Genomic DNA, 13,508 nt, shown 5'->3' with positions numbered 1-13,508 from the left:
GGACCGTGCTTTCCGCTCAGCGACATGAGCGAATCGGCAGCACGTGCAGGGGGCAAGTCCCTTAGCGGGACGGTGAGATGAGGGCAGGGGAGCGGCCGTGGGCCACGCGCTGATCGATGGCAGATTCCGCATCGGGCAAGTCATCGGCAAGGGCAACATGGGGGAGGTTCACCGGGCCGAGGATCTGCAGGCCCTGGAGGGCAGCCCCGAACGCATGGTCGCCGTGAAGACGATCCTCCGCAGCCGTACGGGCGCCCTGATCGACACCGGCGCCGACAGCAAGGCAGTTGACCGGTTCGCCCGCGAAGTGCGCATCATGCGCCGCCTCCACCACCCCAACCTCACGCGGCTCATCGCCGGCGGTGTCACCGAGGACGGTGGACTGCCCTATCTCGCGATGGAGTTCCTGGACGGCGAAACGCTGCGCGACCTCATAGAGGAGGAGCGCCAGCTGCCCATCGCCTGGGCTGCCGCCATCGGCGCCCAGATCGCCGACGGCCTCGCCACTGCGCACGCCGCCGACGTGGTGCACCGCGACCTCAAGCCGGCAAACGTCATGCTGACTCGGAACGGCACCGTCAAGGTCCTCGACTTCGGCATGGGCCGCATCGTCGACGACCCGGACGAGGCGCGGTTGACCAGCACGGGTGTCAGCGTCGGCACCGCCCGCTACATGGCCCCCGAGCAGTTCCAGGCCCGCCAGGTCACCCAGGCCGCCGACCTGTACGCGCTGGGCTGTGTGCTGTACGAAATGCTCGTCGCGGTACCGCCCTTCACCAGCGAGTCGCCCTACGAACTCGCCCGCAAGCACCTTGAGGTCGAACCGACGCCCCTCGCCCCCATCCGCAGCGAGATACCCGCCGAGCTGATCCGCCTCGTCGGACGGCTGCTGGCGAAGGACCCTGCGGACCGTCCCGCGAACGCCGCCGAAGTCCGCGAGGCGCTGCTCCCCTTGGCCACCCGGCACGCGAACACTCCCCATCTCCCCCACTGGAGCGCCCTCGACCCGACGCGGCCCCTGCTCGCGTCCGGTGCACGTCCCGCCGAGCTCTCGTCGACTGCACCCGCCCCACGCCCTGCCCCGGTCACCGCCTCCGGCACGGCGATGGACGTGTTCGGCGTGCACCGGGCCCTCATCAAGGATTACCGCGACTTCACGGAGGGCGGCACCGTCATCCGCGACGACCGCATCGCGGCGTTCGTGGAGAAGGACCTCGACGACAAGTCGCAGTGGCCCGATCCGTGGCTGTCGCTCAACCCGTTCTTCCAGAGCGGCGGCACGGTCGCGGAAATCGTGGGGGAGCAGGTCCTCCACCCGGAGTGCGCCCGCATCTTCCAGGCGGGCAAGACGGAGGGTGGCACGGTCCCGGACGGCCGCCCGCTCACCCTGCACCGCCACCAACGCGAAGCCATCGACGCCGCATCGCGCGGTGCCTCGTACGTGCTGACCACCGGCACCGGTTCCGGCAAGTCGCTGTCGTACATCGTTCCGATCGTGAACCGCGTCCTTCATGAGCGGGACTCCGAAGGTCCGAAAGCGGTCAAGCGGGTGCGCGCCGTAATCGTCTACCCCATGAACGCGCTGGCGAACAGTCAGCTCAAGGAACTCGAGAAGTATCTGCGCGACGGATACGGCGAGGGCCACGAGCCGGTCACCTTCGCCCGCTACACGGGCCAGGAGGACGACGAGAAGCGCAAGGAGATCCGCGACAACCCGCCGGACATCCTGCTCACCAACTACGTGATGCTGGAGCTGATGCTGACCCGGCCCGCCGACCGGGCCAGCCTCATCAAGATGGCCAAGGGCCTGGAGTTCCTGGTCTTCGACGAACTGCACACCTATCGCGGCCGGCAGGGCGCCGACGTGGCCCTTCTCATCCGCCGGGTCCGCGAGGCCTGCCAGGCGCCCGACGTGCAGTGCATCGGCACCTCGGCCACCATGTCGACCGAGGGCACCGTCGAGGACCAGAAGAACGTGGTCGCCGACGTGGCGAGCCGGCTGTTCGGCACGACGGTCAGCCCCGGGCACGTCATCGGCGAGACGCTCGTACGCGCCACCGACGAGGCTCCCGACACCGTCCCCGCCGAGCGCCTGACCTCGCCGGCGCCGCCGCGGGCGTACGACGATCTGGTGCGCGACCCGCTGGCCCGCTGGATCGAGACGCGCTTCGGCCTCGCCACGGACGAGGCCACTGGTCGTCTGGTGCGCCGTCGCCCCACGAAGATCGATGTCGCGGCAGGCGAACTGGCGGAACGCTCCGGGGTGTCCAAGGAGGACTGCGCGAAGGCCATCGAGGCGACTCTGGAGGCCGGCTCGCAGGCCCGGCACCCCGTCACCGACCGCCCCCTGTTCGCGTTCCGGCTGCACCAGTTCCTCTCCAAGGGTGACACCGTGTACGTCACCCTGGAGGACAAGCTCTCGCGTCACCTGACCCGCTCGTACCAGTTGGAGCAGCCGGGCAGCGGCGGCAAGTTGCTGATGCCGCTGGCCTTCTGCCGCGAGTGCGGCCAGGAGTACCTGACCGTCTGGCGCACCGAGAAGGACGGCGAGGTGCGCTACGAGGCCCGTCGGGACACCTCCGCCACGGGCGGGCGCCAGGGCGACGGCTACCTCTTCATCGACCAGGAGCGGCCCTGGCCGTCCAGCGTCCAGTACGCCGTCGACGACCGCCGGCTGCCCGAGTCCTGGCTGGAACTGGACGACAAGGGCCAGGAGGTGCTCAGGAAGACATACCGCGACCGGGTGCCCCGGGCCGTCACCGTGGACCCGCTCGGTTACGAGGGCCGGGGCGAGCTGCAGGCCGCGTTCATCCCGTCGCCCTTCCTGTTCTGCCTGCACTGCGGTGTGGCCTACGAGCAGACGCGCGGCCGGGACTTCGCCAAGCTGGCGACGCTGGACCAGGAGGGCCGTTCCTCGGCGACCTCCCTCATCTCGGCCTCGGTGGTGCGGTCCCTGAAGTCGGTGCCGGAGGAGGCACTGGACAAGGAGGCACGCAAGCTCCTGACCTTCGTCGACAACCGCCAGGACGCCTCGCTCCAGGCCGGTCACTTCAACGACTTCGTGCAGATCACCCAGTTGCGCGGGGCACTGTACCGAGCCGCGCTCGACGCGGGCGAGGACGGCCTCACCCACGAGGAGCTGGCCTCTGCGGTGACGAACGCGCTCGGTATCAGCCCCATGGACTACACCGGCGAGGCCGACCAACCCCCCACGCTCGCCAAGTCCGCGGCCAAGACCCTGCGCGACGTGGTCGCCTTCCGCCTCTACCTCGACCTGGAGCGCGGCTGGCGCATCACCATGCCCAACCTGGAGCAGACGGGCCTGCTGGAGATCGACTACGCGGACCTGCGCTGGGTCGCGGACAAGCAGGACCGCTGGGCGCACACCCACGCGGCGCTGCGGGACGCCGACCCCGCGCTGCGAGCGGAGATCATGAAGGTGCTGCTCAACGAGATGCGCCGTTCGCTCGCCATCGACGTGTCGTACTTCCGCGACGACTTCGACGCGTTGCAGCGGGCGAGCGAGGAGCGGCTGGTGGACCCGTGGGTGCTGTCGGCCTCCGACCGGCCGCGCGTGGGCACCGCCTACCCGCATCCGTCGGGCCGGGGACTGGACCGCTCCGGGCTGTTCGTCTCGGCGCGCGGCAAGTTCGGCAAGTACCTCAAGCGCGCCGACGCCTCGTTCAAGAACCTCTCCCCCGACGATCTGCAACTCGTCATCGCGGAGCTGCTGACGGTGCTGGCCGCCAACGGCCTGGTGAAGGAGGTGGCGGAGGCCCCGCAGCGCGCGGGCCGCTACCGCAGGCCGACGACGCCGGCCACGACCGGTTACCGGGTGGCGGCCCAGTCGCTGATCTGGCGCGCCGGCAAGGGCGAGACGGGCACGCACGACCCGCTGACCCGCACCTACCCCAGCGGCGACGGCCCGCGGGTGAACACCTTCTTCCGGGACCTGTACCAGGAGGCGGCGAGCGCGCTGTCCGGGCTGTTCGCCCGCGAGCACACCGCCCAGGTCGCCCCGGAGGAGCGGGAGCGGCGCGAGGAGGCGTTCCGCAAGGCGGAGCTGAAGCTGCTGTACTGCTCCCCCACGATGGAGCTGGGCGTCGACATCTCCTCCCTCAATGCGGTGATGATGCGCAACGTGCCGCCCACGCCCGCCAACTACGCGCAGCGCTCGGGCCGCGCGGGCCGCAGCGGCCAGCCCGCGCTGGTGACGACGTACTGTGCGACGGGCAACAGCCACGACCAGTACTACTTCCGTCGCTCGGAGCGGATGGTGGCGGGCGCGGTGGCCCCGCCGCGCCTGGACCTCGCCAACGAGGACCTGGTCCTCTCCCATCTGCAGGGCATATGGATCGCGGAGGCCGGCCTGAAGCTGGGCCGCGCGATACCCGAAATCTTGGACGTGTCGCACCCGGACACCGGCGACCGCCCGAACCCCGCCCTGGAGCTGCTCCCCGACATCCTCGACGCCTCCCTGGACGAGACCGCGCAGCACCGCACGGTGGACGCGGCCCTGCGGGTGCTCGGCCCGCTGCTGCCGGACTTCGCGGACACGACGTGGTGGCACGACGACTGGATCCAGGACCGGGTCCGCACGGTGCCGGAGCGCTTCGACCAGGCCTTCGACCGGTGGCGGCAGCTGTTCCGCGCGGCGCTCGACGACCAGTACATCCAGAACAAGCGGCGCCTGGACTACAGCCTCACCGAAAGCGACCGCAACCGGGCCAACGCCCGCCGCCGCGAGGCGGAGACGCAACTCAACCTGCTGATGAACGAGAGCGTCGACAGCAAGTCGGTGCTCTCCGACTTCAACCCCTACCGCTACCTGGCCTCCGAGGGCTTCCTGCCCGGCTACAGCTTCCCGCGCCTGCCGCTGGCCGCCTACATTCCCACCATCGGCCGCCGCCGGGGCGACGGCGACTACCTCCAGCGCCCCCGCTTCCTCGCCATCCGCGAGTTCGGGCCCGGCGCGCTCATCTACCACGAGGGCGCCCGCTACCAGGTGACCCGCATCCAGCTGCCGCCGGACTCCTCCGGTGACCTGGCGACCAGCGAGGCCCGCCGCTGCGCGCAGTGCGGCTACCACCACGACCCGGCCGAGCGGCAGGACCGCTGCCACATGTGCGACGAACCGCTGGGCGCGGCCACCCACGGCCTGCTCCAGCTGCACACCGTGTACACCACGCGGCGGGAGCGGATCTCCTCCGACGAGGAGGAGCGCCGCCGGGCCGGCTTCCGCCTGGAGATGTCGTACCGCTTCCAGGACCACGGCGCCCGCAAGGGCCGCCTCAACGCGTCCGTCGCGGACGCCACGGGCGCGCCGCTGGCCGATCTGGCGTACGGCGACTCGGCGACCGTCCGCATCACCAACCTCGGCCGGGTGCGGGCCAAGAAGGACGAGCCGGCGGGCTACTGGCTCGACCTCGCCGACGGCCGCTGGATGAACGACAAGGACGCCGCCGAGGCCTCCGGCGACTCCAGCGAGCTGCCCGTGGTCGACGAGGACGGCAAGGAACGGCGCCGCAAGAAGCGGGTCATCCCGTACGTCGAGGACCGCCGCAACATCCTCGTCGTCACCCTCGACGAGGCGCTGCCCGAGCCCGAGGCGCTGACCCTGATGTACGCGCTGGAGCGGGGAATCGAGGCCGCGTTCGAGCTGGAGGACGCCGAGCTGTCCAGCGAACTGCTGCCGCCGGACGGCGGACCGCGGGGCCGCTTCCTGTTCATGGAGGCCGCCGAGGGCGGCGCGGGCGTGCTGCGCCGCCTCCAGGCGGAGCCGGACGCCCTGGCGAAGGCGGCCCAATACGCCCTGTCGATCTGCCACTTCGACGAGGACGGCACCGACCTGGGTGGCCCGCACCCGGACCGCCCCTGCGCCCTGGGCTGCTACGAGTGCCTGCTGACGTACGGCAACCAGCTCGACCACGCGCTGATCAACCGCCACGCGGCCCGGCACCTGCTGGTGCGGTTCGCCTCGGCGACGGCGGAGCGCGAGTCGCGCGGTGAGTCGCGGTCGGAGCAGTACCGGCGGCTGCTCGACCAGACCCCGGCGGCACCCACGGCGATCGATGCCTCGGCCGCCGCCGAACTGGCAGCGCGCGGTGACTTCCTGGGCTGGGCGAAGGCCCGGGGACTGAACCTGCCGGACGAGGCGGGCCCCTTCCTCACCGAGGCGAACGCGATGCCCGACTTCGTGTACCGGCTCCCGGGCGGAAACGTGGCCGTCTTCGTCGACGCCCCCGACAAGGAGCAGGACACCTTCCGGGACGAGGACGCCGAGGACCGTCTCTTCAACGCCAGTTGGGACGTCGTCCGCTTCCCGCACGACGCCGACTGGGACGCCATCGCCGCCGACAACGCCCGCTACTTCGGCACGCCGACCGCCAACTGACGACCGCCTTCTCCTGAGGACTCGAAAACACACATGGCACTCACGTACTCCGCCGGTTCCCTGGTGAAGGCCCGCGGCCGCGAATGGGTGGTGCTCCCCGAGAGCAAGCCCGATCTGCTCGTCCTGCGCCCGCTCGGCGGCTCGGACGACGATGTCGCCGCCGTGTTCCCGGCGTTCGAGACGGTCGAGGAGGCCCGGTTCGCCGCACCGGAGCCGAGCGATCTCGGCGACCAGCGTGCGGCCGGCCTGCTCCGCACGGCCCTGCGCATCGGCTTCCGCTCGGGCGCGGGCCCGTTCCGCTCGCTGGCCGGCATCGCCGTGGAACCACGCGCGTACCAGCTCGTCCCGCTCCTGATGGCACTGCGTCAAAAGACGGTCCGCATGCTGATCTCCGATGACGTCGGCATCGGCAAGACAGTCGAGGCGGGCCTGATCGCGAGCGAACTCCTCGCGCAGGGCGAGGCGTCGGGCCTGGCCGTGCTGTGCTCGCCCGCGCTGGCGGAGCAGTGGCAGCAGGAGCTACGCAGCAAGTTCGGCATCGACGCGGAGCTGGTGCTGTCGTCGACGGTGACCCGCCTGGAGCGCGGCCTGGACCTCGGGCAGTCCCTCTTCGACCGCTACCCGAACGTCATCGTCTCCACGGACTTCATCAAGTCCACCCGCCACCGCGACGACTTCGTACGGCACTGCCCCGACCTGGTGATCGTCGACGAGGCGCACACGTGCGTGGCCGCCGACGACACCAAGACCGGCACGCAGAACCAGCTGCGCTACGAGCTGCTGCGGCGGGTGGCCGAGAACGCGGAACGGCACCTGCTGCTGGTGACGGCGACCCCGCACAGTGGGAAGGAGTCCGCGTTCCGCAACCTGCTGGGCCTGGTCAAGCCCGACTTGGCGCACGTCAACCTGGAGTCGGAGACGGGCAGGAAGCTGCTGGCCCAGCACTTCGTGGCCCGCAAGCGCGCGGACGTACGCCAGTACCTCACCAAGGAGGACGGCCTGGCCGACGACTCGCTCGCCGAGCGCACCGCGTTCCCCTCGGACCGCTACTTCAAGGACGAGACGTACAAGCTGTCCCCGGAGTACCGGGCCCTGCTGGACGACGCGATCGCCTACGCGAGCGAGCGGGTGGAGGAGGCGGACGGCCGGGGCCGGAGGGAGGCCCGAATAGCGTGGTGGTCGGCGATCGCGCTGCTGCGCTCGCTGGTGTCGTCGCCGCGTGCGGCGGCGCAGACGCTGCGCACGAGGTCTGCGGCGGCGGTCGCGTCCTCGGCGGAGGAGGCCGACAAGCTGGGCGCCCCTCTCAACAGCGACGCGGCCGACAGCGACTCGATGGAGGGCATGGACGTAGCGCCGGGCGCGGAGATCGAGGCCGACGATCCGCGCTCGCGCCTGGCCGAACTCGCCGACCGCGCGCAGGAGCTGGAGGGCCCGGCGCAGGACCTCAAGCTGAAGGCCCTGATCAAGCACCTCAAGGGCCTGCTCGCCGACGGCTACAACCCGATCGTCTTCTGCCGCTACATCCCCACCGCCAAGTACCTGGCCGAGCAGCTGGCGAACGACCCGGAGACGAAGAAGCGGGGCCCGCTGGGCGCGAAGACGGTCGTCAAGGCAGTGACGGGCGAACTGTCGCCGCAGCAGCGCATCGACAACATCGAGGCGCTGGCGACGGAGGCCGGCGAGGACGCCGCCGCGCGCCGGGTGCTGATCGCCACCGACTGCCTGTCGGAGGGCGTGAACCTCCAGCACTACTTCGACGCCGTGGTCCACTACGACCTGGCGTGGAACCCCACCCGCCACGACCAGCGCGAGGGCCGCGTCGACCGCTACGGCCAGCGCCGCGACGAGGTCCGTGTCATCACCCTGTACGGCGAGGACAACGGCATCGACGGCAAGGTCCTCGAAGTGCTCATCAAGAAGCACCGCCAGATCAAGAAGGACCTGGGCATCTCGGTGTCGGTCCCGGACGAGCTGTCGACGGGCGTGACGGACGCGATCGTGGAGTGGCTGCTGATGCGCGGCCGCGAGAACGAGGACGCCCTGTTCAGCGCGGACGCGTTCAAGGTGAGCACGGCGAAGCTGGACAGCGACTGGAACTCGGCGGCGGAGCGCGAGAAGGCGTCGCGTTCGCGGTTCGCGCAGCGCTCCATCCACCCGGAGGAGGTGGCCCGGGAGGTCGCCGCGATCCGGGAGGCGCTGGGCGGTACGGGCGAGGTGAAGACGTTCGTACGGGAGGCCCTGGGCTCGCTGGGTGCGGTGCTGCGGGGAGCCGACCCGTCGGAGGACTTCACGGCCCAGGTGGGCGGTACGCCGGCGGGCCTGCGGGACGCGCTGGCGACGGCCGTGGGCGCGGAGGTGATCGAGCAGGACCGCCCGATCCCGTTCCGGACGGACCCGGCGGTGGCGCGTGGCGAGGCGGCGCTGGTGCGGACGGACCCGGTGGTGGGCGCGCTGGCGTCGCACGTCCTGAACGCGGCACTGGACACGCAGGCGGACGGCGCCCGCCCGGCACGCCGCTGCGGTGTGGTGACGACGGACGCGGTGACGACGCGCACGACCCTGCTGCTGGTCCGCTACCGCTTCCACCTGACCCTCCCGTCGCGCAGCGGCGAGAAGCAGCTGGTCGCGGAAGACACGCGGCTGCTGGCCTTCGAGGGCTCCCCGAAGAACGCGGTGTGGCTGCCGCAGGAGCGTGCGGCAGCCCTGCTGGACGCGACGGCGTCCGAGAACACGGACCCGCACTTCGGCGAGCGCATGATGAAGCGCATCCTCGACCAACTCCCGGATGGGAACGCCTACCTGGAGTCGTACGGCGAGGAACTGGCCGCCGAGCTGGACGCCGCGCACCGCCGTGTGCGCCAGGCCTCCGGCGAGATCGTCCGAGGCCTGTCGGTGACGGCCCAGAAGCCGGCCGACGTCCTCGGCGCGTACCTCTACCTGCCCGCGAACCCCTCTGCTTCCTCCCCCGCCCCTGCTGCTGTTTCTGGAGCGTCCGCCTGATGTCCGCCACGACTCGCAACCAGGTGTTCACCGCCGTCCACACGGTCGGAGGTCTGCTGCCGGCCGACATGCTGCTGCGCATCTCCGAGGGCAAGGACGTCCCAGGTTCGAAGCCCGCCGACTACGGCCTGCCGTCGTCGCGTTCGGTACGGGACGAGGCGGAGCGCAGCTGGGAGTACCTGAAGCCGCTCTGGCGCGAACTGCGCAAGCACCTCCCCGAGGACCGGGAGACGGGCCTGCCCGCGACCGACCCGACCGGCCGCGCGGGTGCCGACTGGCTGGCGCCGCTGTGGCGGGAGCTGGGCTTCGGCCGCCTGACGCCGATCGGCACGGAGGGCGTGACGGCCGACTCGGACGCGGAGAAGCGGTTCGAGGTCTCGCACCGCTGGCAGCACGCACTCATTCACCAGGTGGCGTGGAACGCCAACCTGGACAAGCGCCCGGGCGGCGCGGGCACGGTCCCTCCGCAGTCGATGCTCCAGGAGTGCCTGAACCGGACCGAGGCCCACCTGTGGGGCATCCTGACGAACGGCCGCCAGGTGCGGTTGCTCCGGGACTCCAGCGCGCTGGCCACGGCGTCGTACGTCGAGTTCGACCTGGAGGCGATCTTCGACGGCGAGCTGTTCAGCGAGTTCGTGTTGCTGTACCGCCTGCTGTACGTGTCGCGCTTCGAGGTCGCGGAGGACGCAGCGCCGTCCGCGTGCTGGCTGGAGAAGTGGCGTACGGAGGCGATCGCGTCGGGGACGCGGGCGCTGGATCAGCTCCGGAAGGGCGTGCAGCGGGCGATCACGACGCTGGGTACAGGCTTCTTGAAGCACCCGGAGAACAGGGAGTTGAGGGAGAGCCTGGAGGTCAAGACCTTCCACTACGCGCTCCTGCGCCTGGTCTACCGGTTGTTGTTCCTGTTCGTGGCCGAGGACCGCGAGGTCCTGCTTTCCCCGTCGGCGGACGAGACGGCGAAGGAGCGGTACGCGGCGTACTTCTCCTCGGCCCGCCTGCGCCGGCACGCCCAGCGCCGCCGGGGCACGGCCCACGGTGACCTGTACCAGGCGCTGCGCTTCGTCCTGTCGGGTCTGGGCAACGACGACGGCCTGCCGGAGCTGGGCCTGCCGGGCCTGGGCGGCATCTTCGACGACACGGAGGCGGACAAGGTCCTGCACGGCTTGTCCGTGTCGAACGAGCCGCTGCTGGAGGCAGTGCGTGCGCTGTCGATCGTCCGGGACACGAGCAGCAAGCGGAACCGGGTGGTCGACTACCGCCACCTGGACGCGGAGGAGCTGGGCTCGATCTACGAGTCCCTGCTGGAGCTGGTCCCCAAGCACAACGCGACCGACCGCACCTTCGAACTGGTCGAGCTGGCGGGCAACGCGAGGAAGACGACGGGCTCGTACTACACCCCGTCCTCGCTGATCGAGTGCTTGCTTGATTCGGCGCTGGACCCGGTGATCGACGACGCGGTCAAGCGGGGCGAGATCCGGGCGACGCGATCGGGGCAGCCGGACGCGGGCCCGGCCATCGTGGAGGAGCTGCTGAGCCTGACGGTCTGCGACCCGGCCTGCGGATCTGGCCACTTCCTGGTGGCTGCGGCTCGGCGGATCGCGAAGCGGGTGGCTGCGGTACGGGAGCAGAACCCGGAGCCGACGATCGACGCGGTACGGCACGCGCTGCACGAGGTGGTCGCGCGCTGCATCTACGGCGTGGACCTCAACCCGATGGCGGTCGAGCTGGCCAAGGTGTCGCTGTGGCTGGAGGCCCTGGAGCCTGGCAAGCCGCTGGGCTTCCTGGACGCCCACATCAAGCACGGCAACGCGCTGATTGGGGCTACGCCGGCGCTACTGGCAAAGGGGATCCCTGACGATGCGTTCAAGCCGATCGAGGGGGACGACAAAAAGATCGCTTCGGCCATCAAGAAGCGCAACGCTGCGGAGCGCGGGGGCCAGCTGAGCTTCCATACGGAAGAGCGCATCTGGGTGTCGAACGCGGCGTTCGCGGCGAGCTTGCGGGACATCACCGCGGCAGCGACCAACACCTTGCGCGACGTCCGGCTCCAGTCCAGCCGCTTCCGTGAGCTGGAACAGTCGGCGGAGTACCTCCGTGCTCTACACATCAGCGACGCCTGGTGTGCCGCCTTCGTCTGGCCCAAGGTGCAGGGAGCGCCGACCCCAGTGACGGAAGGAGTCTTCCGGGACCTCCAGAGCGCGGGCGCGGGAATTCCGGTGAGGACGAATGACAAGATCATCCGCCTCGCGCAGCAGTACAAGTTCTTCCACTGGCATTTGGAGTTCCCGGAGGTGTTCACAGTCTCGGAGGCTGCGGACGGCGACGTTGATCCGTCGGCGGGATGGGCTGGCGGCTTCTCGTGTGTGCTGGGGAATCCGCCGTGGGAACGGATCAAGCTCCAAGAACAGGAGTTCTTCGCCCAGCGTGATACGAGGATCGCCAATGCCCCGAATGCCGCTGCGCGCAAGCGACTCATCACAGCTTTGCCTGAGAAAAACCCCGACCTCTTCGCCGATTTCACCGCAGCCAAACGCCAATCAGAGGGCGAAAGTCAATTCCTGCGCTCGTCAATGCGCTACCCGCTTACCGGCCGGGGAGACATCAACACGTACGCCGTCTTCGTCGAGAATAACCGGTCAATACTCAGCACAAGAGGTCGTCTTGGTGTGATTGTGCCGACCGGCATCGTGAGCGATGCAACAACGGCCCCCTTCATTTGCGATATCATTCAATCAAACCAGCTTATCCACGTCTTCGGATTCCGAAACAATCGCGGCCTCTTCAAGAATGTAGGACACGGAGACGTCAGGTTTTGCCTGCTTGCGATTAGTGGCCGCACCGCAGGGGAATGCGCGGCTAAATTCGCATTCGACCTGGGATTGCCAAGTGAACTTGACGAAGCTGGGCGAACCTTTGAGCTTTCCCCAGAGGACATCACTCTAGTTAATCCCAACACTGGAAGTTGCCCTGTCTTCAAAACGAGTCGCGATGCCGATATCACTCTAGGGATTTACCGGCGCGCATCCGTTCTGATCCGAGAGCCTGATTCAGAAGGCCAACGCGGGAGCAACCCCTGGGGCCTTATCTTCTTGCGCATGTTCGATATGGCCAACGACTCCGCCCTCTTCCGCACCGCTGAGGAGCTGGAGCGGGACGGTTGGAGACTTCGTGGCAACGTCTTCTATCGCGCCGGTCAGCAATATCTACCTCTATATGAAGCCAAGATGCTGCATCACTATGACCACCGATTTGGGGACTACCGTGATCGCGCCGCCGGCCGCGTAGATGCTGTGCTGCCTCGCACCACACCTGTGGCTAAACAGGATGCAGGTTTCTCGGTACTGTCCCGCTACTGGGTTCCCGCCGACGAGGTAAATTATCGTTTGAGGGTCAAAGGCTGGGAACGAGCATGGCTCTTCGGTTGGCGAGACATTTGCCGTGCCACCGATGAGCGTACCCTGATCGCTGCAACAATGCCCCTGGCGGGTATAGGGCACACTTTCCCGCTTGCGCTCGCGCCAGCGTCTCATGACTTCAGCCTGCTCATCGCACAACTATCGTCCTTTGCCCTAGATTACGCCGCCCGCCAGAAAATCGGCGGAACGCATCTCACATATGGCTACCTGATGCAGCTTCCCGTACTGCGTCCAAGCGATCTCAATCCTCATAAATCTTTTATTGAGCCCCGCATTCTTGAACTAACGTACACCTCTTGCGAAATGGCCCCCTTCGCTAAAGAATTGATCGAAGAAGGCGGTCCATTCCAATGGAACGAAGACAGGCGTGCAGTCATTCGCGCCGAGCTCGACGCACTATTCTTCCACCTCTACGGTATCCAGCGGGCAGACGTCGACTACATCATGGAGACTTTCCCGATCGTCAAGCAGAAAGACATCGCAAAATATGATTCGTACCGCACCAAGGACCTGATCTTCACCGAATACGACCGCATGGCCGCAGCTGGCGTAAGCCTCGAAAACCCCTTGGTGGACGGCGAGAACTACACCTCCACCCTCACCCCGCCCCCGGGCCACGGCCCCCGACACCCCGCCTGAACGCCCGGCGATCGCCGCGCGCACCCCGACCATCCTCAATTGCGACAAGCCACTTCAGG

3 protein-coding genes are annotated in these 13,508 nt (G+C 68.7%); all 3 read left to right on the top strand.

Annotated elements, in window-relative coordinates; genetic code table 11:
* The first annotated feature begins 97 nt into the window (after nt 1–97).
* From ACZ4EG_RS19595 to ACZ4EG_RS19585, 3 genes are read left to right on the top strand one after another with little or no spacing between them, the layout of a single operon-like run.
* Nucleotides 98–6,394, top strand: coding sequence for a protein kinase domain-containing protein (locus tag ACZ4EG_RS19595; RefSeq protein ID WP_467791461.1), 6,297 nt, complete (start codon nt 98–100; stop codon nt 6,392–6,394).
* A gap of 33 nt (nt 6,395–6,427) precedes the next feature.
* Nucleotides 6,428–9,394 carry a helicase-related protein gene (locus tag ACZ4EG_RS19590; RefSeq protein WP_467791460.1) on the top strand — a complete coding sequence of 989 codons (2,967 nt, stop codon included), beginning with the start codon at nt 6,428–6,430 and terminating at the stop codon, nt 9,392–9,394.
* Entirely contained in the window at nt 9,394–13,449 is a 4,056-nt protein-coding gene (locus tag ACZ4EG_RS19585; protein WP_467791459.1) for an Eco57I restriction-modification methylase domain-containing protein, read from the top strand. The genes ACZ4EG_RS19590 and ACZ4EG_RS19585 overlap by 1 nt, the downstream gene beginning before the upstream one ends.
* Nucleotides 13,450–13,508: the final 59 nt, after the last annotated feature.

Source organism: Streptomyces sp. NPDC025638, assembly GCF_055558775.1.
Note: the sequence above shows the minus strand (reverse complement) of the source record. Positions and strands in the feature narration are given on the sequence as shown.